General features: G+C 54.7%; 20 protein-coding genes. 6 read left to right on the forward strand and 14 right to left on the reverse strand.

From position 1 onward, the window contains the following. Positions 1-527 precede the first annotated feature (527 nt). The 6 genes from katE to hxpB all read right to left on the reverse strand — a co-directional run bounded on the left by katE (position 528) and on the right by hxpB (position 7,835). Entirely contained in the window at positions 528-2,792 is a 2,265-nt protein-coding gene (katE, locus tag J2X14_RS03270) for a catalase HPII (RefSeq protein ID WP_352409769.1), read from the reverse strand. A gap of 224 nt (positions 2,793-3,016) precedes the next feature. Beyond that, complete coding sequence (locus tag J2X14_RS03275; protein ID WP_352409770.1) at positions 3,017-4,408, reverse strand: L-cystine transporter; 1,392 nt, start codon at positions 4,406-4,408, stop codon at positions 3,017-3,019. Positions 4,409-4,597: 189 nt separating this feature from the next. Continuing rightward, positions 4,598-5,173, reverse strand: coding sequence for a metal-dependent hydrolase (locus J2X14_RS03280; RefSeq protein WP_352409771.1), 576 nt, complete (start codon positions 5,171-5,173; stop codon positions 4,598-4,600). Between the two features lie 124 nt (positions 5,174-5,297). Next, positions 5,298-6,059, reverse strand: coding sequence for a 2-dehydro-3-deoxy-D-gluconate 5-dehydrogenase KduD (gene kduD / locus J2X14_RS03285; RefSeq protein WP_352409772.1), 762 nt, complete (start codon positions 6,057-6,059; stop codon positions 5,298-5,300). A gap of 22 nt (positions 6,060-6,081) precedes the next feature. Beyond that, a complete protein-coding gene (gene kduI, locus J2X14_RS03290; RefSeq protein ID WP_352409773.1) occupies positions 6,082-6,918 on the reverse strand; it encodes a 5-dehydro-4-deoxy-D-glucuronate isomerase in 837 nt (278 codons plus the stop codon). A 245-nt stretch (positions 6,919-7,163) separates the two neighbouring features. Beyond that, entirely contained in the window at positions 7,164-7,835 is a 672-nt protein-coding gene (hxpB, locus tag J2X14_RS03295) for a hexitol phosphatase HxpB (protein WP_352409774.1), read from the reverse strand. A gap of 160 nt (positions 7,836-7,995) precedes the next feature. Between hxpB and J2X14_RS03300 the strand changes: the two genes are divergently transcribed. After that, complete coding sequence (locus J2X14_RS03300) at positions 7,996-8,532, forward strand: YniB family protein (RefSeq protein ID WP_352409775.1); 537 nt, start codon at positions 7,996-7,998, stop codon at positions 8,530-8,532. A 30-nt stretch (positions 8,533-8,562) separates the two neighbouring features. Here the strand turns inward: J2X14_RS03300 and J2X14_RS03305 are convergent, their stop codons facing one another. Both J2X14_RS03305 and ghoS read right to left on the reverse strand, forming a co-directional pair. Then, positions 8,563-9,444, reverse strand: a complete 882-nt coding sequence (locus tag J2X14_RS03305; protein ID WP_352409776.1) for a fructosamine kinase family protein — start codon at positions 9,442-9,444, stop codon at positions 8,563-8,565. A gap of 68 nt (positions 9,445-9,512) precedes the next feature. Then, positions 9,513-9,812: a type V toxin-antitoxin system endoribonuclease antitoxin GhoS gene (ghoS, locus tag J2X14_RS03310; protein ID WP_352409777.1), complete on the reverse strand. Its 300-nt coding sequence runs from the start codon at positions 9,810-9,812 to the stop codon at positions 9,513-9,515. 165 nt (positions 9,813-9,977) lie between these two features. On the opposite strand from ghoS, the gene J2X14_RS03315 reads away from it, so the two are divergent. Together J2X14_RS03315 and J2X14_RS03320 are read left to right on the forward strand one after the other, a co-directional pair. Then, complete coding sequence (locus J2X14_RS03315; protein WP_352409778.1) at positions 9,978-11,108, forward strand: ABC transporter substrate-binding protein; 1,131 nt, start codon at positions 9,978-9,980, stop codon at positions 11,106-11,108. A 270-nt stretch (positions 11,109-11,378) separates the two neighbouring features. Then, the gene (locus J2X14_RS03320) at positions 11,379-12,140 is read left to right on the forward strand and encodes a DUF481 domain-containing protein (protein ID WP_352409779.1); all 762 of its coding nucleotides are present in this window, start codon (positions 11,379-11,381) and stop codon (positions 12,138-12,140) included. 91 nt (positions 12,141-12,231) lie between these two features. On the opposite strand, the gene J2X14_RS03325 is transcribed toward J2X14_RS03320, so the two are convergent. Genes J2X14_RS03325 through fdhF form a run of 4 tightly spaced genes read right to left on the reverse strand, consistent with a single transcriptional unit; the run spans position 12,232 to position 18,014 of the window. After that, positions 12,232-13,185: a cytochrome d ubiquinol oxidase subunit II gene (locus J2X14_RS03325; RefSeq protein WP_352409780.1), complete on the reverse strand. Its 954-nt coding sequence runs from the start codon at positions 13,183-13,185 to the stop codon at positions 12,232-12,234. Next, on the reverse strand, positions 13,182-14,561 hold the full coding sequence (locus J2X14_RS03330) for a cytochrome ubiquinol oxidase subunit I (RefSeq protein WP_352409781.1): 1,380 nt from the start codon (positions 14,559-14,561) through the stop codon (positions 13,182-13,184). The genes J2X14_RS03325 and J2X14_RS03330 overlap by 4 nt, the downstream gene beginning before the upstream one ends. Beyond that, a complete protein-coding gene (locus J2X14_RS03335; RefSeq protein WP_352409782.1) occupies positions 14,554-15,042 on the reverse strand; it encodes a DUF1641 domain-containing protein in 489 nt (162 codons plus the stop codon). The genes J2X14_RS03330 and J2X14_RS03335 overlap by 8 nt, the downstream gene beginning before the upstream one ends. Next, the gene (fdhF, locus tag J2X14_RS03340; protein WP_352409783.1) at positions 15,042-18,014 is read right to left on the reverse strand and encodes a formate dehydrogenase subunit alpha; all 2,973 of its coding nucleotides are present in this window, start codon (positions 18,012-18,014) and stop codon (positions 15,042-15,044) included. Before fdhF ends, J2X14_RS03335 begins: the two co-directional genes overlap by 1 nt. A 217-nt stretch (positions 18,015-18,231) precedes the next feature. Here fdhF and J2X14_RS03345 point away from each other — a divergent pair, with 217 nt between their 5' ends. Beyond that, a complete protein-coding gene (locus tag J2X14_RS03345) occupies positions 18,232-18,528 on the forward strand; it encodes a hypothetical protein (RefSeq protein WP_352409784.1) in 297 nt (98 codons plus the stop codon). Further along, complete coding sequence (locus J2X14_RS03350) at positions 18,521-18,676, forward strand: hypothetical protein (protein WP_352409785.1); 156 nt, start codon at positions 18,521-18,523, stop codon at positions 18,674-18,676. Before J2X14_RS03345 ends, J2X14_RS03350 begins: the two co-directional genes overlap by 8 nt. An 80-nt stretch (positions 18,677-18,756) precedes the next feature. On the opposite strand, the gene J2X14_RS03355 is transcribed toward J2X14_RS03350, so the two are convergent. Both J2X14_RS03355 and J2X14_RS03360 read right to left on the reverse strand, forming a co-directional pair. Continuing rightward, on the reverse strand, positions 18,757-19,146 hold the full coding sequence (locus J2X14_RS03355; RefSeq protein WP_352409786.1) for a hypothetical protein: 390 nt from the start codon (positions 19,144-19,146) through the stop codon (positions 18,757-18,759). Then, a complete protein-coding gene (locus J2X14_RS03360; protein ID WP_352409787.1) occupies positions 19,088-19,417 on the reverse strand; it encodes a hypothetical protein in 330 nt (109 codons plus the stop codon). The genes J2X14_RS03355 and J2X14_RS03360 overlap by 59 nt, the downstream gene beginning before the upstream one ends. 499 nt (positions 19,418-19,916) lie before the next feature. On the opposite strand from J2X14_RS03360, the gene thrS reads away from it, so the two are divergent. Then, the gene (gene thrS / locus J2X14_RS03365; RefSeq protein WP_352409788.1) at positions 19,917-21,845 is read left to right on the forward strand and encodes a threonine--tRNA ligase; all 1,929 of its coding nucleotides are present in this window, start codon (positions 19,917-19,919) and stop codon (positions 21,843-21,845) included. The last annotated feature ends 3 nt before the right edge of the window (positions 21,846-21,848 follow it).

Consider the following 21,848-nt stretch of genomic DNA (forward strand, 5'->3'; position numbering starts at 1 on the left):
TTCCGCGTGGCAACCCAAGCCTCAAAGTTAAAGGGTTCTTTTCACACACGACACCGAACTTAAGGCGAAGGGAGCCCAAGCCTCAGCGTTGGAAGATACTTTTCACAAACGACACCGAACTTGAGGTAAGGGGTAGGGAACCTAAGCCTCAAAGTTAAAGGGTGCTTTTCACAGACGACACCGAACGTAAGGGGAAGGATGAAACCCGAGCCTCAGATTTGAAAGGTTCTTTTCACAGACGACACCGAACGCAAGGGGAAGGGAACCCGAGCCTCAGATTTGAAAGGTTCTTTTCACAGACGACACCGAATTTAAGGCGAAGGGAACCCAGGCAGAAGAGTAAAGCGTCCCGCGCCAGGGATGGCGCGGGCCGAGCTGTCAGGGATGACGTTGTTTACGTCTTTACGATCTGCCTGGGTTCCCTGAGCAGAAACCGTACCAGCAGACAAGGAGCCATCCCAGCAGACGAGAAGCCATCTCAGCAAAACCAGCAAAATAGCGGCGGGTAAGCGCCCGCCGCACGACCATCACGCCGGCACGCTAAGCGCCTTCTGACTACGCGACCAAATACGGTGCGCGCCAAGGAAAGCGATAAACTCGCTCATCAGCACGCCTTCCGCTTTCACATCCTCTACCAGACCCTCTTCCGGCTCCTCGTCGCCGAGGCCGAACTGCGCTTTAAAACGTCGCGCATCGCCGCTCAGGCCGATCACCTTCAGATGCTTATAAGCTTCCAGCAAATAATAACGCGCATCGCCGCTCAACAGCAGCGCATCAATATTGCCGTCCGGCACAATCACCGCATCAACCGTCACCGAAGGCAGGCCGCTAAAGGTACCGTCAATCGGCAGGCTTGAGCCATCATCGGCACGAACCTGACCCATATGCGACGCCAGCAGTTTGCCATGAACGCCATGCGCTTTAAGCTCCTGCAGAATCGCCAGCACATCGGCGGCTTTTACGCCGTCGCTCAGCAGCAGCGCTACCTGACGGCCTTTAATATTACCGTTCGGGATCGCGTACAGGCTCAGGCTGACATCTTTCCTCAGACCGTTAACATCTTTCGGCGGCACGGTATGCAGCTTCTCATCCGACAGCGCGATACCGAGATTCTGCGCCACGCCGTGCGCCAGCGAAACATCGATATGCAGCAGATGATCCACCACGCGCTCGCGAATATAGGCGCGTGCGACCTTGCCCAGCTCAAAAGAGAACGCTTCAATAATATGCTGCTGCTCAATCGGCGTCTGGCTCAGCCAGAACAGACGCGGCTGGGAATAATATTCGCCGAACGACGGGCTGCGCTCGCGCACTTTATGCCCTTCAATGCGCTCCTGGTAACTTTCAAAACCGCCACGGCGCGGCTGCGGCGGCGTTTCACGCGGCCAGTTATCGTTGATGGAGTTCGGCTCATAGTTCGCAGGGTTGGTATCGATATCCATGCGATGCATGCCCTGACGCTGGAAATTATGATACGGGCAGACCGGACGGTTAATCGGAATTTCATGGAAATTCGGGCCGCCAAGGCGGCTGATTTGCGTATCGGTATAGGAAAAAAGGCGGCCCTGCAACAGCGGATCGTTGGTAAAATCGAGTCCCGGCACAATATGGCCCGGATGGAAGGCAACCTGCTCGGTTTCGGCAAAAAAGTTATCCGGATTGCGGTTCAGCACCATTTTACCGATCAGCTCAACCGGCACCAGCTCTTCAGGAATCAGCTTCGTGGCATCCAGCAGATCGAAATCAAACTTAAACTCATCCGCTTCCGGGATCAGCTGCACACCCAGCTCATATTCCGGGTAATCGCCCGCTTCAATCGCTTCCCACAGATCGCGACGATGGAAATCAGGATCGCGTCCGGTCAGCTTTTGCGCCTCATCCCACAGCAGCGACGCTTTGCCTGCTACCGGCTTCCAGTGAAAACGCACAAAGGTCGCTTTGCCTTCGGCATTAATCATGCGGAACGTATGAATGCCAAAGCCTTCCATAGTGCGATAGCTACGCGGAATGCCGCGGTCGGACATCGCCCACATCACGTTATGCAGCGTTTCCGGCTGTAGCGACACATAATCCCAGAAAGTGTCATGGGCGCTTTGCCCCTGCGGAATTTCATTATGAGGTTCGGGTTTCACCGCATGAACAAAGTCCGGGAATTTGTGCGCATCCTGAATAAAGAACACCGGCGTATTGTTGCCGACCAGATCAAACACGCCTTCCTGCGTATAAAATTTGGTGGCGAAGCCGCGAATATCACGCACGGTATCGGCCGAACCGGCGCTGCCCTGAACCGTAGAGAAGCGGACAAAAACCGGCGTCACCTGCTCAGGGTCGCGCAGAAAATCCGCTTTGGTTACGTCAGTCATGGCGCGATAGGGCTGAAAATAGCCGTGCGCCGCCGAGCCGCGCGCATGCACGATACGCTCGGGAATGCGTTCATGGTCAAAATGCGTGATTTTTTCACGCATGATGAAATCTTCCAACAGCGTCGGACCGCGCGTACCCGCCTTCAGTGAATTTTGATCGTTGGCGATGCGCGTGCCCTGATTGGTGGTCAGCGGGAAGTTTTCGCCACCTTTACGGTGCGCCTCCAGCTGATCGAGTTTGGCGTTACGCGTGGCGGGCGCTTTCAGACTGCCCGGCGCGGTGGGCTGTTTACCTGGCGGCGTCGGTTCGGCTGAAGGCTGATGCGAACCATCTGCGGGGGCTAAAGAGTCCAGACCTGGCTTGGCGGATTCAGGACCTGTAGCCGGTGCGCTGTGGCTCAGTTCCTTATTATCAGTTTCTTTCGACATTAGCATTGCTCCTGTTGATGTCGTTCAAGGCTCCATTAACTATAGAACAGCACGTTAGGTACGCCTGGATTTTCCAGGGTTTTGTGTTATAGCGCGTGGAAAACGGCGAAGAGAAAGCGATAACAAGCAAAGCGGGTCGGAAAAAAATAAAGGCCGGAGAATCCGGCCTTTAGGTGATGAACAGCCTGGCGCGCGGGCGCAGGCTACTTTTCGGGCGTCAACGATTAACGATGCGCCAGTTCGCTCTGTTCATCACTGTTAAGCAATTTTTTGTCGGTCTGACGCAGCCAGTGGCTGGTAAGGGAACCGGCGGTCATGGAGCCATTGACGTTAAGCGCCGTACGGCCCATATCGATCAGCGGCTCGATGGAGATCAGCAGGGCAACCAGCGTCACCGGCAGGCCCATCGCGGGCAGCACCATCAGCGCGGCAAAGGTGGCGCCGCCGCCTACGCCCGCCACACCGGCTGAGCTAAGGGTGACGATACCAACCAGCGTGGCAATCCATACCGGATCCAGCGGGTTAATGCCCATGGTTGGCGCAACCATCACTGCCAGCATGGTCGGGTAGAGACCGGCGCAGCCGTTCTGACCAATCGTGGCGCCAAACGAGGCGGAGAAACTGGCGATGGATTCCGGCACGCCGAGACGCTGGGTCTGCGCTTCCACGTTCAGCGGAATGCTGGCGGCGCTGGAGCGGCTGGTAAAGGCGAAGGTGAGAACCGGCCACACTTTACGGAAAAAGCGCAGCGGATTAATACCGTTAACCGACAGCAGCAGAGCATGAACGGCAAACATTATCGCCAGGCCGAGATACGAGGCCACCACAAAACCGCCAAGCTTGATAATATCCTGCAGGTTGGAGCCAGCGACCACTTTGGTCATCAGCGCCAGCACGCCGTAAGGCGTCAGCTTCATAATCAGGCGTACCAGCTTCATTACCCACAGCTGTAAAACCTCGATCGCCTTCAGCACGCGCTCGCCTTTTTCGCGGTCATCCTTCAGCAGCTGCAGCGCAGCAACGCCAAGGAAAGCGGCAAAAATCACTACGCTGATGATCGAGGTAGGATTCGCACCGGCCAGATCGGCAAACGGGTTTTTTGGAATAAACGACAGCAGCATCTGCGGCGTGCTGAGATCGGCCACTTTACCCGCATAGTTAGACTGAATCGCCGAGAGACGCGCCGTTTCCTGCACGCCCTGCACCAGCCCATCGGCGGTCAGGCCAAACAGGGTAGTGACAAAGACGCCGACCAGCGCGGCGATAGCGGTGGTAAACAGCAGGACGCCAATGGTCAGCACGCTGATTTTACCCAGCGAGGAGGCGTTATGCAGACGCGCCACGGCGCTGAGAATAGAGACAAATACCAGCGGCATCACGATCATCTGCAGCAGCTGAACATAACCGTTGCCGACCACGTTAAACCAGCTGATGGACTCTTTCAGTACCGCCGCGTTTTCGCCGTAGATCATCTGCAGCGCCAGACCAAACAGCACGCCGATCACCAGACCAACCAATACCTTTTTCGACAGACTCCAGCCCTGGCGACCCAGCCGGGATAACACCACCAGCAGGACGATAAACGTCAAAACATTCAAAATAAGTGGAACGTTCATTTTTTTCTCCATGAGATTACCCCACCGCCGCGTTAACGCGCAGCCTGTGGGGCAGGAAGAAGTGTTTTTATCAGCGCAGTGTGTTGCGCAATGGGCGGCATGGTATCAGGTCAGCAGCTGACGCCATTAGATCCGAATGGAATGGGTTATAACTTTTTGTCAGATTTTGTATGCAAAGCCAGCAATTGGCTACTTTAATAAACGATCAATGCCGTTTTGCACCCCGTCCATGATGCGCGCAGGCCAGCCGTCGGCACCAAAATGGGGCATACCGGGCGGAAACCACAGGGCGCCCGCAACCAGCGTCAAACAGAACAGACGTTCCAGCTGATTGCCCGAGTTGGGGCGCAGGATCGGCAGGCGAAAGCGCCAGCGGCACGGCCACAGCAGCGGTACACCGGCGGGCGTCAGCATATCGGCAGCGATATGGCTGAGATAACCCAACACCATGCCGTGCATGGCATCGCTGGGCAGCGGCGAGCCGTGCGGCAGGTTAAACTGCAGCAGCGTAACGCCGCCGAGCACCGCCAGCAAACTGTGCGTAAAGCCGCGATGACCAAACGCGCGCGCAATAGGCTGCGAAATCCAGCGAAACCGCTGACCAAGCGTAGAGCGGGGATGATCGATATCAGGCAGCAGGCAGGTCAGCAGAACCGCCGGAATAATGTGCCACCAGTCGCCGTTAGCCAGCTCTGGCGTCAGCTCAGCGCGTTTAGCAAAAATAGCGCTGGCGATGGCGAAAATAACGTGGCCTTCGGCCGTCATGGAGATAACCTGGATACATAACTGTCAATGCATCCAGTATAGGGGATTTATCCAGTAGAAGGGAAGTTGTGACGCTGTAACCAAAAGTGAACAGCGGACGAGGCCAGGCCCCGTCCGCTTAGCGTTAGCGTGCCAGCCAGCCGCCATCAACCGCCAGCGTATAGCCGTTGACATAATCCGAGGCGGCGGAGGCGAGAAACACCACCGGGCCCATCATATCGTCAGGTATGCCCCAGCGTCCCGCCGGAATACGCCCCAGAATCTCCTGGCTGCGATCTTCATCTTTGCGCAGCTGCTCGGTGTTGTTGGTCGCCATATAGCCGGGCGCAATGGCGTTCACGTTAATGTTATGCGCCGCCCATTCGTTGGCCATCAAACGCGTCAGACCCATTACCGCGCTCTTGGAGGCGGTATAGGAAGGCACGCGGATGCCGCCCTGGAAAGAGAGCATCGAGGCGATATTGATGATTTTCCCGCCGTTGCCCTGGCTGATAAACTGACGCGCTACCGCCTGCGACATAAAGAATACCGTTTTGCTGTTGATATTCATGACGTCGTCCCAGTTCTGTTCGCTGAACTCAATCGCATCCTGACGGCGGATAATACCCGCGTTGTTGACCAGAATATCGATGCGTCCGAAAGCGGCCACTGCCTGTTCCACCACCTGCGCGATGCAGCTGCTGTCCATCAGATCGGCATTGATATTGATAAAGCGGCGACCGGTAGCTTCCACCAGCGCTGGCGTATCGTCCGCACCCGCGTGGTTAACGCCGACAATATCGCAGCCCGCCTGCGCCAGCCCCACAGCCATTCCCTGGCCCAGACCGGTATTACAGCCGGTAATCAGCGCCACTTTTCCTTCGAGATTAAATGCATTCAGTATCATGTTCTGCTTCCTGTAATCGCCGTTAACGCAGTTCGCTGACTTTGACGTGATCCATATCGTCAAAGACCTGATTTTCACCCACCATGCCCCAGATAAAGGTATAGCGTTTGGTGCCGACGCCGGCGTGAATCGACCAGCTTGGCGAGATCACTGCCTGTTCGTTATGTACCAGCAGATGACGCGTCTCCTGCGGCTGGCCCATCATATGAAACACGGCGGTTTCCTCATCCATATCGAAGTAAAAATAGACTTCCATCCGGCGTTCATGGGTATGGCAGGGCATGGTATTCCACAGGCTGCCTTCTTCCAGTTTGGTCAGGCCCATAGTGAGCTGACAGGTAGGCAACACATCCGGCACGATGAATTTATTGATGGTGCGGCGGTTGCCGGTGGCGGCGTCGCCAAGCGTGGTGGGCGATGCCTCTTCCAGAGTGATTTTTTTGTCGGGATAGCGCGTATGGGCCGGAGCGCTGTTGTAATAAAACTTAGCGGGCTGGCTGGCATCCACGCTTTTAAACACCACTGACTGCGCGCCCATGCCCACATAAAGCGCCTGCTGGTTGCCGATCTCCCAGGCTTTGCCATCCACCTCAATCAGGCCCGGCCCGCCAATATTGATCACGCCGAGTTCACGCCGCTCAAGGAAATAGCTGACGCCCAGCTGTTTTCCCACTTCGCTGCCAATGGTGACGCTTTCACCTACCGGCATCACGCCGCCAACGATAATGCGGTCGATATGGCTGTAGGTCATGGTGTAGTTGTCAGGCGTGAAAATGTTTTCGATAAGAAATTCGCGCCGTAAGCCAGCCGTATCAAGCTGGCGGGCATGGTCGCTATGGATGCTTTGACGGACTTGCATGTCGATGCCTCTCTGAGTTTGAAACCGATAAAATCAGGTACGGGTGTGTCGTTACCAGAATCATAGGCAGGTCGGCATACGAATTCAATAAAAATGAAATGCTGTTTTATTTATTTTGCACGCGGGATCATATTTGCGGAAAAATCATCATCAATAAAAGCGTGGCTGCCCTAAGAAAAGTAAAGCACAGCTCGCGACGAGCATGCGGGAACCTGCCTGCAAAACACAGGCAGGCAGAGCAAATATTAATAGCCTTTCAGCTGCTGAGCGGTGAGCTGGGTCAGCGAGTCAAGCCTGACGTCCGCCAGCGCCCAGCGCGTATCGTTGCGATATTCCGCCGCGGGAACCACCACGGAACGCATACGCGCCGCTTTGGTGGCAATCATGCCGTTAAAGGAGTCTTCCAGCGTAACGCAGTTTAACGGATCGACGCCCAGACGTGCCGCGGCATCCAGATAAACCTGCGGATGCGGTTTGCTGTAAGGCAGCGCCTCGGCGGAAACCAACACCTCGAAATAGTCGCGCAGGTTAAACAGCGCCAGCACCTTTTCCAGCATATGCAGCGGAGAAGCGGAGGCGAGACCAATTTTTAAGCCTTGCGCCTGACAGAGCTGTAGCGCCTGCTCCACGCCGGGCAGCAGCGGTTTATGTTCTTCTACCAGATTAATTGCGCGAGTGATAATGCGTTCGGTGACTTCCTGCTGGCTGGGTCCATTCCACGGCAGCGTTTCGTACCACATACGCACCACCTGATCGATACGCAGGCCCAGCGTATCGGGCAGTTCGCTGCGACGCGACAGATCAACATCCAGCGTGGCAAAAACGTCCAGCTCAGCCTGATCCCACAAAGGCTCGGAATCAATCAGCAATCCGTCCATATCAAATATCGCGGCCAGTACAGGTCGGGTATAGGTCATACAAGGCTCCATTTATCGATGTGGTGATTAACATAGCATGAAGCTTTTCAGCAGGCATGGGCAGACCTGCCGGTTAAAAGCGCAGTCAGCGCTTTTTTTCAGGCGCTTTTCCCATACAGCAGGTAGACTTACTGCCAGACTACAGGTGCAAGGAGAAACCATGACTTATCAACAGGCTGGCCGTGTTGCCATCATTAAACGCGTCGCTGGCTGGATTATTTTTCTCCCGGCGTTGATTTCCACGCTGGTATCGCTGATGAATTTCATGTTCAAACACAGCGAAAAGCGGCCCGGTATTGATGCGGTGCTGCTCGATTTTATTCACGTGATGATCGATATGATCCGCTTTAATACGCCGTTCCTGGGTTTTTTCTGGCGTCATTCGCCGGTGCCCGATTTTAACGCGGGCGGCAATATCGGTTTCTGGCTGATTTATATTTTGATTTTCGTCGGGCTGGCGCTGCAGGCCTCCGGCGCGCGCATGTGGCGTCAGTCGCGTCATATAAAAGAAGGGATCGAAGATATGTTGATCCTGGAACAGGCCAAAGGAGAAGAAGGGCGCAGCCGCCAACAGCTGGAGGAGAAAATTGTGGTGCCGCGGCATACCATTTTCCTGCAAATTTTCCCGCTCTATATATTGCCGATAGCGATCGCCGTAGCAGGCTACTTTGTGCTGTCATTGATCGGCTTTATCTGAACCCGTTAGCGGGCCGGAAGGAGGCTCTCCTCAGGCCCGCTTTTCCTCTTCGTCCAGCTCCAGCAGTAAACCTACCGCGCGCTGCGCCTCATGCAGCCAGTGACCGCCAAACACATTGGCGCGATTCAGCAGATAATAGAGCTGATAAACCGGCTGGCGCTGCAGGTAATCTTCCGGCAGCGGCCACACCGACTGATAACCCGCCAGAATTTTTTCCGCAAAGGCTGGCGCGTGGGAAAGCATCGCCAGATCGCACTCACGATCGCCCCAGTAACAGGCGGGATCGTAGATCCACGGCCCATGCTCGCCGCCTGCGCAGTTTGTCGGCCATAAGTCGCCATGCAGCAGGGAAGGTTGCGGATGATGCGTAGCCAGCGCACGTTGCACGCAATCGATAATCAACTCGGTATTGCCGTACAGAATGCCTTTTTCCGCAGCCAGCTGAAGCTGCCAGCCGATCCGCTGTTCCGCAAAGAAACGCGACCAGCGGCGTATCCAACTGTTGGGCTGCGGCATCGAGGTGATGTTGTTATCGAAATCGAGACCAAAATGGGGCTGTTCGCTCCACTGATGCAGCTGAGCCAGCTGCGCGCCCAGCTGAAAGGCGCTGTTTTCATCCAGCGCACGCGGCTCAATATATTCCAGCAGTAAAAAGCTGTAATCACGATCGCTGCCGATGCCATACACTTCCGGCACCCGTACCGTCTGGCTGCGTGCCAGCAGCGCCAGCTGATCCGCTTCCGCCGTAAAGGCACCCAGCATCTCCTGATCGTCGCATTTCACAAAGATCTGCTGTTCACCATGGCGTATCAGCCAGGCGGCATGAACCTCACCGCCGGGCAGCTCGGTGCGCTGGGTAATTTCCGCATTTCCTGACTGTTCATTCAACAGACGAGTTATGGCTGACCACATGGGGCTATCCTCATTGTCGCTGTGTCATGATAGGGCATAAAAATCAGCGCGAACGCGCAGGTCGGGCCTTAAACATCAGGCCGATTTTGCTGGAGATAGTCAGCAAAGATTTGCACGTCAACGTCAGGCTCGCTTTCCAGCGCCAGCGCGCCGATGCTGACAGCCTGTTGACGCACCTCTTCAGCGTTTTTGGCGCTGACCAGGCCGTAACTGTTGGTGCCTAATTCATGGGTGTGGCCTTCGTCATCCTGCAGGGTGGTGGTAAAACCGCTGTTGGTCATGGCGCTGTTCAGCTCCAGACCGGCAGCCAGCCCGGTGTCCTGGTAACGAAAGGTAACAACGTAACGGGTTATGTCTGATGAGCTCATATTCACCTCATTGTTCCCGAAAGAGATTTTAGCTTAGACCATTGCCGCCAAAGCGGCGAATCGTTAACAAAAGCTGTTTGATAATAGGATTGATTATCATTAGTATCATGCCGCTAACTTTATGATAACTATCCGACAGGCATTGTCTGTGACAAGGAGAACGATGTGCATCGTGCGATAAAACTTTCTGCCTCTGCTTTACTGCTGGCTGCCTCTGCGTCAGCCGTAGCAACCACTTATCCGGTAACCCTGACTGATTTCGACGGGCAGAAAATCACCCTGAATAAGGAGCCGCAGCGGATTGTTATCCAGGACGGACGCGATATTCTCGCGCTGGCGCTGCTCGATCGCGCGAATCCTTTCCAGCGCATCGTGGCCTGGAATAACCTGCTGAAGAAAGGCGATGCGCACACCTGGCAACTGATGCTGGGTAAATGGCCGCAGGCGGCAAAAATTGCTGATATGGGCTTCAGCGACAAGGGCGAAGTTAATCTGGAAAGTGTTATCGCCCAGCGTCCCGATTTGATGATTGCACAGCTGCGCTCAAAACCGTCATTAATCGAGACCGGCGTGCTGGCGAAGCTGGCACAGCTGAATATCCCGGTGATGTTTATTGATACGTTTAAAAACCCGGTGAAGGATGCGCCTGCCAGCGTGACGTTATTAGGCGAGGCGCTGAACCGCGAGCAGGAAGCGCAGCAGTACACCCATTTCTATCAGCAGCATTATCAGTCTATTCAGGATAAGGTGCAGGCGATTTCACCGAAACCGCGCGTTTTCATTGAGGCAAAAGCGGGCCTGGGCGGGCTGGAATCCTGCTGCTTTACCCATGCGCATGTCGGCTGGGGCGCAATGGTCGAGGCGGTAGGGGCCACCAATATCGGTTCTGACCTGCTGCCTGGCGCAACCGGCGATGTGTCGCTGGAAAAAGTGATCGCGACCAAACCGGACGCCTATATCGTTTCGGGTTCACAATGGGCGAGCAAAAACAATGCCGCCGTGCCGTTCGGCTATGGCGTAACGCAGCCGCAGGTTGATGCCGCATTTGAAAAAATGAAACAGCGTCCGGGGTTCGCGCAGATTGAGGCAGTGAAAGAAGGGCGTTTCTATGGCGTTTACCATAACTTTTATAATCACCCGTGGAATATTGTCGGTATCGAATATTTGGCGAAGTTTATTTATCCGCAGTCATTCCCACAGTTGGATCCGGCCAACAGCTGGCATGAAATCGTGACGCGCTTTACCACGATTCCGGAAGGAGAAGGCGTGTTCGGCTCGGCGGCACCGCAGCGCTAAAACCGCGGTTAAGCACGCCGCCCGGCGTGCTTTTTTATTGATTTTAAACGCAAATAAATATTTATTGCGTTGTGCTGCGTTTCGCTTAAATACCCTTTATAATGCGCGCCGTTAATAAGAAAAATCCAATTCTTAGCACTGTTTTCGCTGAATGCTTAGGTATTTTTGCTATTTAATGTCTGTTTACAAAATTTACCGTAAATGACGTTGATCGCAGCGTAAAACCCTTCAGACTCTCCCTTTTTTAAACTGTCGTACGGATCACAATAAATGAATTTGCTTAAGAAATTTTCCGCCGGGCTGTTACTTTCCGCCGGTACTTTTTGTCATCAGGCCATGGCTGATAACAACGTATTTACCGTAATGGACGATCCTTCCACCGCCAAAAAACCGTTTGAAGGCAACGCCGCGGCGGGTTACCTGGCGCAAACCGGGAATACCAAAAGCTCTTCTTTAACTGCCCAAACCAATATGACGTGGTATCAGCCGAACACCGCCTACAGTCTGTGGGGCAACGCGGCAAATACCTCTTCTAACGATGAGCGCTCTTCCGAGACTTATCAGGTGGGCGGCCGTACCCGTTATAACATGACCGACAACGACTACCTGTTTGGTCAGGCCAGCTGGCTGAGCGATCGTTTTAACGGTTATGATTCCCGTGACGTATTGGCTGCCGGTTACGGTCGTCAGGTGCTGAACGGTCCGGTGCATTTGCTGCGGGTGGAATTTGGTCCGGGCGTGCGCTATGACGATTTCCACGACGGTGGACATGAAACCCAGGGGCTGGGCTACGGCGCGCTGAGCTACCAGTGGCAGATGACCGAGACCACGAAATTTATTCAGGGCGTTTCGGTGCTGAGCAGCTTTAACGACAACACCACCGTTAACTCAGAGACCGGCCTGCAGGTAGCGATTAACGCGCACTTTGCGCTGAAACTGGCCTATAACGTCACCTGGAATAACAATCCGCCAGAGTCTGCGCCGGATCATACCGATACCAAAACGCAGATCCTGCTCTCTTACGCCATGTAACCATCGGGCTGCCCACGGCCGCCCGCAACGGTTCTGCGCCGCTTACGGGCGGCGCTATCAGATGGCAAAGCCTGCTTCACCTTGCGCTGCGCTAACGCACTTTGGCGCGAAACACCCAGAACGCCCAACTGTTATAGGCCAGTGTAAGCGGCAAAATCAAGGCATAGCCGCCTAACAAAAAGCGCTGCGTGGCTGGCGTTGCCGCCGCCTGGGAAATGGTAAGCTGTCCGGGCAGCAGCCACGGATAAAGGCCAACGATCAATAGCGCCCAGCACAGGGTGATTAAGGTTAATACCAGCGCCAGCGACAGGATTGGCCGTTCGCGGTACAACGCCCGCAGCAAGGCAATCAGCGTCAATGCCATCATCAGCATTAGCACTTTACCCGGCACACGTTGCCACGCCTGTAACAGTGCGCCGTTTTCCAACAAATTAATCGCCACCATTAACGTAAGGCTCAGCACTAAAAAAAGCCAGGCCAGCTGGTGAGCGAACGCAGGCTCCGGGCCTGAAATACGCCACATAATCCAGCAGCAGCCGCACAGCAGGTAAGCAGCCATTAAGCCAAACCCGCATAGCGTCGGATAAAGCGTCAGCCAGCTAAACGGGCCTTGCTGGGTGCGACCGGTAATCACCAGCCCCACCAGCGCGCCTTGCGTAAAGGCGGCGATCAGCGAGCTGAGGCCATGCGCCAGGTCGAGATAACGATGCCAGCGTCGGCTAACATGACCGCGATACTCCAGCGCCACCGCCCGTCCCACCAGCGCCAGCAGCATAATAAACAGCGGCAGATAGATCGCGCTGAACAGCGTGCTGTAGAGCAACGGGAACAGCGCCAGCATGCCGCCCGCCAGCAGCACCAGCCAGGTTTCGTTGGCGTCCCAGATGGGAAGAATGCTCAGCGATAGCTTGCGGCGCGCTTCAGCGTCGCGAAAGAAAAACAGCAGCATACCGACGCCAAGATCGGTGCCGTCCAGCAGCAGATACATCAACAGGGAAACCGCTAACGTAGCGGCAGAAATATCATCCAGCGTCAGGGCGATCACTTTTCTGCTCCCTGTGGTGGACGCATCTCCTGCGCCGGGCCGGGTTCATTAACCTGCGGCGCCTGGCGTGCGTAGCGCAGCAGATAGCGCAGGCCAATCGTAAATACCAAACCGTAGACCAGCAAAATAGCGCCTGCGGAGGCCAGCGCCAGATGCGCAGAGACAGGCGAAACGCTGTCGGCAGTGCGAACCAGGCCATAAACGGTCCAGGGCTGACGGCCCATTTCAGTCACGACCCAGCCGGAGAGCAGGGCGATAAAGCCAGCTGGCCCCATCAATACCAGCAGCTTTAGCAGCCAGCGCGACTGCCACAGGCGGCCACGCAGCCGTTGGAGCAGCGCGGTAAGGCTTACGGTTAGCATCAACATCCCTAATCCCACCATCACGCGGAAAGCAAAAAACACCGGCGCCACCGGAGGAAGATCTTCGGGCGGGAATTCACGCAGGCTTTTGATCTGGCCGCTCAGGTTATGGCGTAGATAAAGAGAGGCGACTTGCGGGATCGCCACTTCCCAGTGGTTGCGCTGCTGTTGCTGATCGGGCAGGGCAAACAGTCGCAGCGGCTCGCCTTCGCCCGGTGGTGGGCGCTGCCAGTCGCCTTCGATGGCCGCCATTTTGGCGGGCTGATGTTCCAGCGTGTTTTCACCATGCAGATCGCCCACCACCGCCTGGGTCAGGGTTAAAAACGGCAGCAGCCACAGGCTGAGAGTCAGCATCAGGCGCGCGCGATCGTTATCGCTGTGGTGTAACAGCTGCCAGGCACCGGTGCCCGCCACCATAAAAGCGGTACCGATCAGCATCGCCAGCAGCATGTGGGTCGCCCGCCAGGGGAAAGAGGCGTTAAAGATAATCGCCATCCAGCTTTGCGGCTGAAAGCGCTGTTGTTCATCAATGAGAAAGCCTGCGGGGGTTTGCATCCATGAATTGGCCGCCAGGATCCAGAACACGCTGATTAAGGCGCCCACCGCCACCAGCACGGTGACCATAAAATGCAGGCGTGGGCCAATGCGCGCCATGCCAAACATCATCACCCCGACCATGCCCGCTTCCAGAAAGAAGGCGACCAGCACTTCATAGAACATTAGCGGTCCGATGAGGCCGCCAACGCGTGTAATAAACGGCGCCCAGTTGGTGCCAAATTGAAATTCCATCACCACGCCGGAAACCACGCCCACCGCCACGTTGAGCGCAAAGATCTTCAGCCAGAAATTATAAAGATCTAAATAGCGCTGCTGCCTGCGCCACAGCCAGGCGCCTTCCAGCGCCACCAGCCATAGCGACAGGCCAAAGCTGAAGCCAGCAAGAATAATATGCAGGCCGATGGTGACCGCAAACTGGCCGCGGGAGAGCAGCAGCGTCAGTTCGGCATCAGGCATGGCTATCTTTGCCGGTGAAGGCGCTGATGGGCTTGTCTGGCGCGGGCTGCTCCATGGCGCTGGCAAACGCTTTCAAACCAGCGACCAGCGGCATTACCGCGTGCCATAAACTCTCATCGTGCAGTAGTTTCCAGGTGCCGCTCACGCCCGGCGCAACCTCATGCTGCTGTTGGCTTTCCGCATGCAAATTCACCGCATTAAACGCGGATTTCATCGCATGTACCGTTTTATGAAACTCTCCCGGTGGAATATCGGACAGCGCCATCAGCAGCACCGACAGGTTTTGCATGGCATTCTGCGAGCCGGGCTTGTTTAACCCGTCTACCAATACTTTGGCGATCTGCGTGTTGGCTGAAACCACATCGTTAGCCAGACGCAGAAAACCGTGATGATGCAGGTTGTGCAGCAGATCGTGCAGTGCATCATGCGCGTCGGGTTCGGTTTTGGGTGGCGGGACATCATAATTCATCGGTTCAGCCATTAAAATTTCTCCGGATGTTGAGTGTGTAGAGGAGGAAGCGTGTAGCCCTCTTGTTGCCATTTGATGTCAATCGGCAGGCCGGGCAGCGGGGTGCGGCTGCCGTGACGGAAGTTCTGCTGCGGCAACGGCTCCGCCAGCGCTGGATGCGCCAGCTTCACCATTTTTACCGCGATCTCTTTGTAGGCCGGGGTATTAACGTCAGGATCGTGATGGTCGCCGGTCAGGCCGTTAACGCCAGGCTTGCCGTGGTGAATCGGCATAAACAGCACGTTGCCCGCTACGCGATCGCTCACGACTACCGGCACCTCGATCGCGCCACGCCGTGATTCGATGCTGACCCAGTCGCCCTGCTGAATCTGACGCGCCTGCGCCAGCTGCGGGCTGACTTCGACAAATCCGTTTGGTGAAAGAGAGAACATGCGGTCGCCGCGCCCGGTTTGATTGGTGGACTGAAAATGTTCCAGCATCCTGCCATTGTTTAACCAGAGATCGTATTCGTCGTCCGGCGCTTCCTGCGGCGGCTGCCAGGTGATGGGATAAAGTACCGCTTTGCCGTCAGGAAACTTAAAACCGTCGGTATAGAGCAGCGGCGTGCTGCTGCCGTCCGGCTTCACCGGCCAGATTTGCGATTGCCAGCCGCTGAGATGCTGATAGCTGACGCCAGCGAAAATATCGGCAATGCGCGCGGCTTCCGCCATGATTTCGCCCGGATGGGTGTAGTGCCAGCGGTGCCCGAGGCGAGCGGCGAGGTCGCTAAGAATGCGCCAGTCGGGTCGGCTGTCGCCCAGCGGCGGCATCACTTCATAAAAACGCTGGATGCGGCGCTCGGTATTGACGTAGCTGCCCTCTTTTTCCACGCTGGGGCAGCCCGGCAGCACCACATCGGCAAAAGCGGCGGTGCGGCTCATAAAAATATCCTGCACCACCATAAATTCCAGTTTGCTGAACGCCTCATGCACTTTGCTGGCGTCGGCGTCGGAAAAGGCGGTCTCTTCGCCGATGATATACATCGCTTTTAATGCGCCTTCGTGCGCATGCTGGATCATCAGGTAGTTATCCGAGCCGACCCGATCGGAGAGCGCCTCCGGCGTTACGCCCCAGGCATGCGCCCACTTTTCCCGTACCGCGGCGTCGGTGACCTTTTCATAGCCGGGATAGATATTGCTCAGGCAGCCGAAATCGCTGGCGCCCTGAACGTTGTTGTGTCCGCGCATCGGATAGCCGCCGGTGCCCGGCCGACCATAGTTGCCGGTGACCAGGAGCAGGTTGGACAGGGCGGTGCTGGTATCCGCGCCGTGGCTGTGTTGGGTAATGCCCATCGCCCAGAGGATGCAAACCCGTTCGGCCTGGCCAATCATCTCCGCTGCGCGAATCAACTGCTCAACCTCCAGCCCGGTCTGTTCACTGACGCTGTTCAGGGTAAACGACGCCAGCGAGGCGCGGTATTCTTCCGTCTGATTAACCTTTTCCGTCAGAAACGCCTCATCGGCATAGCCATGCTCAAACATATAGCGCGACATGGCGGAGGCCCAGAGGCTGTCGCTGCCGGGATTGATGCGCAGGTAGAGATCGGCGCGTTCCGCCATCTCATGCTTGCGCGGATCGACCACCAGCAGTTTCTGGCCGTGATGCTTTTGCGCGGCCTTGATACGCGAGGCGATAACCGGATGGTTTTCCGCCAGGTTGCTGCCGACGATCACGATTAAATCCGCTTTTTGCAGATCCTCAATGGTGCCTGCATCGCCGCCATAGCCGACGGTACGGAACAGCCCCTCGGTTGCCGGGTTCTGGCAGTAGCGCGAGGAGTTATCGACATTGTTGGTGCCAAAGATCAGGCGGGCGATTTTTTGCGTCAGATAGGCTTCTTCATTGCTGCCCTTGCTGGAGCCGATAAAACCGATGCTGTCACCGCCGTGCTGCGCGGCAATGGTTTTCAGCCGTTGCGCGATGGTGTCCAGCGCTTCATCCCAGCTGGCTGGCCGGAAGCGCCCGTTTTCACGGATAAGCGGCGTGGTCAGCCGTTGCGGACTGTTAACAAAATCCCAGCCGAATTTACCTTTCAGACAGGTGGAGATGCCATTGGCGGGCGCATCCGCCACCGGCTGAACCTTGAGAATATGACGGTCGCGCGTCCACATCTCGAAACTGCAGCCGACGCCGCAGTAGGTGCAGACGGTTTTGGTTTTTTTGATCTCTTTCTGGCGCATCGCCATATCCATCAGTGAAACGCCGGTAATCGGCGGCGCGCCGATGGTATTTTCCAGCGATTTCACTAAATCGATCATCGGACGCTTAAGGTCTTCCGGCATCGCGGTAAAGGGACCAGCGTTGGGCTGCATGGTTTTTTCCAGCAGCGCGTTGCAGGGGCAGACAGTTACGCAGTGACCGCAGCTTACGCAGCTGGAACCGGCGATCTCCGTACCGCCATCCCACAGCACGCGCGGATGCTCGGCGCTGTAATCAATCGAGAGCGTTTCATTAACCTCCACGTTCTGACACGCCTCTACGCAGCGTCCGCACAGAATGCATTGATCGGGATCGTAGGTGTAGAACGGGTTGCTTTCATCTTTTTGATAAGGTTTGCGTTGGTAGGGATAGTACTGAATCGGAATATGCATATCGGCGACGGTATTATGCAGCGTGCAGTCGCCGGTATTGTGCTCGCACAGGGTACAGTAGAGTTCATGACGCGCCAGCAGACGATCCATGCCTTCTTCCTGCGCCGCTTTGGCTTCAGGCTGGTGGCTGGAGATCGCCAGGCCTTCGTAAGTGCGCAGCGTGCAGCCACGCACCAGATCGCCCTGATACTCCACCCAGCAGACATCGCAGGATTGCAGGGGCGCAAGAGAAGGGTGATAACAAACGTGCGGCAAGATTTTGCCTCGCGCCTGCAAAAAATCGATAAGTGGCTGGTCGGCTTCACCGCTTAAATGCTCGCCGTTGTAAATAATGGTGCAGGTGTTTTGGCTCATCGGGCGCTCTCATAAGACATTGCATCAGACCACTTCCTGTGGCGCTTTCCCTGTTTTCGTAAAGTTATGTCATTGAAGGTAGACCGTGGCACCACTCCCGGCAAAGTGAGACACGAAAAAACGGGTTACAGCGGGTAAAAATTATTTCAATGGGTTGCGCGCCTGCGCTTGCTGCCTACGCTTTAAAGTGAGGCTGGCTAAAGTGGAGGGCCTTATCATGAGTGAAGTAATGTCATTACTGTCCGGGGGCTGGAGTTGGGTTTTGGGAGGTCTGGCAGTGGTTGTCGGGCTTGCAGGATCCTACTTTGGTGGAAAAAAAATCGGCAAGACGCAAGAGAAGGCTCGCGGGGATGTCGCGGCGGCACAGCTGCAAACCCAACAGGCGGAGGCGATTGCTAAAAAACAGGCGGATAATATCAAGGTGGCTAAACATGTGGAGACGTCTAACGCTACTGTCAGTGACGCTGCTGCTCGTGACAAGCTGCGCCAGTCGAAATACAACGTCGATGATTGACCGCGCCAGCGTCGATTCATCCTGTACCTTATTTCAACCAATTTATACCCATGGCAACGATGCGGAAGTGATGGATGTACGCACTATTCGCGCGATTAATACGCATAATGAGCTATGGGATCGGCTCTGCAGCGATAAACAGCAATAAGAAAAATTTTCTTTAATACGCTAGCGGCCCGCAAACGCGGGCCGTTTTTTTAGACAAGAAGCAACCGAAAGCAGGTTACATTAAGCTATTTTTTTGGTTTTTTTGCGTGCCGATAGTTTCTTCATTTCTTCTGAATGCACTTCCTGTAAAAGTTTCTTTTTTTCACAGTCAACGAACCTGTTTAAGATTTGGCGAATCAGGGGCTGATAGCCTAGCCCGTTTAATTCCGCAATCATCTTCAGATCTTCTATCAGGGATTTATTCAGACGGATAGATATCGGCTGAAGCTCAAGCGCTTCGTTAATGTCGAACTCAAATTCAGCCGTAATGTCAGAAACCTTAACGTGAGCTTCGCTCCTGCCAAGCTCGCCAGTTTCCCACGCCTCATCCGTTGTCGTGATACTTTTTGACTCAGTAGCCTGTTTCGCGTTTTTGCTCATAATAACCTTCACTTTGTCCATATTTTTCATAAATGCGTATTTCTGCCTCATTAGGGGAGTACGCTGTCCTTATTGCCACCCCTTTACCTGGGTAAAATACAAAGACCACTTTCAGGCGCACGCCATAATCTGTCTCAGCAATAAACCATTGCGTAGGCGGATTGCTTTGATGATCCTCTCTGGTATCTTCAAGGAACGCTCCCTGTCGGTTAGAGAAACATTGAAGGATTTCGCCTTCTGTTACCGGCGGGATCTTTCCTGCCAACTTTCTGACGATTTTTGGTGAAACCAGTAGCTTCATTTTCGAATGGCCTCCATGCAATTCTGTATATACAAATTAGTGTAGTTTTTGCCTGGCATCAAGCGCTTTTTTCCTGTTTCAAGCTGATTTTTGGTGCTGGTTATTGCTTGCAGCTAATTTATTTTCGTTTTCTGAGGTTTTTTTGTATATACATTGCGGCGAGCGGTGGTGAACAAGGGGATCAATAAGCGGGCAGGGGATACGGTAAGGCGCGCCTGGCCATGGACCTATTTTCTCTCCTGAAAACCCGTGTTTGCATAGGCTGCTCTGTGTTGTCGCCTGTTCTCTGTTTTCTTCTGTTTAAGATCATCTCTTTAGCGTGTAAGATGTTCACTCTTCAGCAATTACCCGGCCCGGCGACTTTTGCAGTGAGCCTTAGGCTGCGTACCAAATTGACAATTGTGGGTCGGTTTTGGGATGTAAGTTGTTGAAACACTAATTAAACCAATGTTTGCATGTAATCTTTCGTGTGGGTTACCACTGCAATTAAGGATATGAAATGCCTGTAATTACTCTTCCTGACGGCAGTCAGCGCAGCTTTGACGGCCCGGTTAGCGTGATGGATATCGCGCAAGATATCGGACCTGGTCTGGCGAAAGCCTGTATCGCCGGTCGTGTTAACGGCGAGCTGGTGGATGCAGTCGATCCTATCGCTGAAGATGCCAACGTAGCCATTATTACCGCCAAAGATGACGCGGGCCTGGAGATTATTCGTCACTCCTGCGCGCATTTGCTGGGTCATGCCATGAAGCAGCTGTGGCCGAACGCAAAAATGGCTATTGGTCCGGTGATCGATAACGGCTTTTATTACGATGTTGACCTTGATCATACCCTGACCCAGGAAGATCTCGATCGGCTGGAAAAGCGTATGCATGAGCTGGCTGAAACGAACTACAACGTCGTTAAGAAAAAAGTCAGCTGGCAGGAAGCGCGTGACGTCTTTGCCGAGCGCGGCGAAAACTACAAAACCACCATTCTTGATGAAAATATCAGCCACGACGACCGTCCTGGCCTTTATCATCATGAAGAGTATGTTGATATGTGCCGTGGGCCGCACGTGCCGAACATGCGTTTCTGCCATCACTTTAAGCTGCAAAAAATCGCGGGCGCCTACTGGCGTGGCGACAGCAGCAACAAGATGCTGCAGCGCATTTATGGCACCGCCTGGGCGGATAAAAAGCAGCTGAGCGCCTATCTGCAACGTCTGGAAGAGGCGGCCAAGCGTGACCATCGTAAGATCGGTAAGCAGCTTGACCTCTATCATATGCAGGAAGAAGCGCCGGGAATGGTGTTCTGGCATAACGACGGCTGGACAATTTTCCGCGAGCTGGAAACCTTTGTTCGCAGCAAACTGAAAGAGTATCAGTACCAGGAAGTGAAAGGTCCGTTTATGATGGACCGCGTACTGTGGGAAAAAACCGGCCATTGGGAAAACTACAAAGAAGCGATGTTCACCACCTCTTCGGAGAACCGTGAATATTGCATCAAGCCAATGAACTGCCCCGGCCACGTGCAAATTTTCAATCAGGGTCTAAAATCATACCGCGACCTGCCGTTACGTATGGCGGAGTTCGGCAGCTGTCATCGTAACGAGCCGTCTGGCGCATTGCATGGTTTGATGCGTGTACGCGGCTTTACGCAGGACGACGCGCACGTTTTCTGTACTGAAGATCAGGTGCGTGACGAAGTAAACAGCTGCATTAAGATGGTGTATGACATGTACGGCACCTTCGGTTTTGAAAAAATCGTGGTGAAACTGTCTACCCGTCCGGAAAAACGCATCGGCAGCGATGATTTATGGGATCGCGCAGAGGCGGATCTGGCTGCGGCGCTGAAAGAGAACGCGATTCCGTTCGAATACCAGCCGGGCGAGGGCGCTTTCTACGGTCCTAAGATTGAATTCACCCTGCATGACTGCCTGGATCGTCCATGGCAGTGCGGCACCGTTCAGCTCGACTTCTCTTTGCCGAGCCGTCTGAGCGCCTCTTATGTAGGTGAAAATAACGAACGACAGGTGCCGGTGATGATTCACCGTGCTATTCTGGGTTCAATGGAACGCTTTATCGGTATTCTCACTGAAGAATACGCCGGTTTTTATCCAACCTGGCTGGCACCGGTACAAGCGGTGGTGATGAATATCACCGACGGGCAGTCTGATTATGTGAACGAATTAACGCGAAAATTACAGAATGCGGGCATTCGTGTAAAAGCAGACTTGAGAAACGAGAAGATTGGCTTTAAAATCCGTGAGCACACATTACGTCGCGTCCCTTATATGCTGGTTTGCGGCGATAAAGAGGTAGAGGCTGGTAAAGTAGCCGTTCGTACCCGCCGCGGTAAAGACCTCGGGTCCATGGACGTGGATGTGCTGATCGAGAAGCTGCAGCAAGAAATACGCAGCCGCAATCTTCATCAATTGGAGGAATAAGGT

The organism is Mixta sp. BE291 (assembly GCF_031457955.1).
In the GTDB taxonomy this organism is placed as follows: Bacteria; Pseudomonadota; Gammaproteobacteria; order Enterobacterales; family Enterobacteriaceae; genus Mixta.

Bases quoted from the DNA above. Each gene is read 5' to 3' on its own strand.
- J2X14_RS03275 (WP_352409770.1), bottom strand. From the start codon at position 4,408: ATGAACGTTCCACTTATTTTGAATGTTTTGACGTTTATCGTCCTGCTG.
- J2X14_RS03345 (WP_352409784.1), top strand. From the start codon at position 18,232: ATGAGTGAAGTAATGTCATTACTGTCCGGGGGCTGGAGTTGGGTTTTG.
- J2X14_RS03320 (WP_352409779.1), top strand. From the start codon at position 11,379: ATGAATTTGCTTAAGAAATTTTCCGCCGGGCTGTTACTTTCCGCCGGT.
- J2X14_RS03300 (WP_352409775.1), top strand. From the start codon at position 7,996: ATGACTTATCAACAGGCTGGCCGTGTTGCCATCATTAAACGCGTCGCT.
- J2X14_RS03350 (WP_352409785.1), top strand. From the start codon at position 18,521: ATGATTGACCGCGCCAGCGTCGATTCATCCTGTACCTTATTTCAACCA.
- J2X14_RS03355 (WP_352409786.1), bottom strand. From the start codon at position 19,146: ATGAAAAATATGGACAAAGTGAAGGTTATTATGAGCAAAAACGCGAAA.
- katE (WP_352409769.1), bottom strand. From the start codon at position 2,792: ATGTCGAAAGAAACTGATAATAAGGAACTGAGCCACAGCGCACCGGCT.
- J2X14_RS03305 (WP_352409776.1), bottom strand. From the start codon at position 9,444: ATGTGGTCAGCCATAACTCGTCTGTTGAATGAACAGTCAGGAAATGCG.
- ghoS (WP_352409777.1), bottom strand. From the start codon at position 9,812: ATGAGCTCATCAGACATAACCCGTTACGTTGTTACCTTTCGTTACCAG.
- J2X14_RS03335 (WP_352409782.1), bottom strand. From the start codon at position 15,042: ATGGCTGAACCGATGAATTATGATGTCCCGCCACCCAAAACCGAACCC.
- J2X14_RS03280 (WP_352409771.1), bottom strand. From the start codon at position 5,173: ATGACGGCCGAAGGCCACGTTATTTTCGCCATCGCCAGCGCTATTTTT.
- J2X14_RS03360 (WP_352409787.1), bottom strand. From the start codon at position 19,417: ATGAAGCTACTGGTTTCACCAAAAATCGTCAGAAAGTTGGCAGGAAAG.
- J2X14_RS03330 (WP_352409781.1), bottom strand. From the start codon at position 14,561: ATGCCTGATGCCGAACTGACGCTGCTGCTCTCCCGCGGCCAGTTTGCG.
- kduI (WP_352409773.1), bottom strand. From the start codon at position 6,918: ATGCAAGTCCGTCAAAGCATCCATAGCGACCATGCCCGCCAGCTTGAT.
- fdhF (WP_352409783.1), bottom strand. From the start codon at position 18,014: ATGAGCCAAAACACCTGCACCATTATTTACAACGGCGAGCATTTAAGC.
- kduD (WP_352409772.1), bottom strand. From the start codon at position 6,059: ATGATACTGAATGCATTTAATCTCGAAGGAAAAGTGGCGCTGATTACC.
- thrS (WP_352409788.1), top strand. From the start codon at position 19,917: ATGCCTGTAATTACTCTTCCTGACGGCAGTCAGCGCAGCTTTGACGGC.
- hxpB (WP_352409774.1), bottom strand. From the start codon at position 7,835: ATGACCTATACCCGACCTGTACTGGCCGCGATATTTGATATGGACGGA.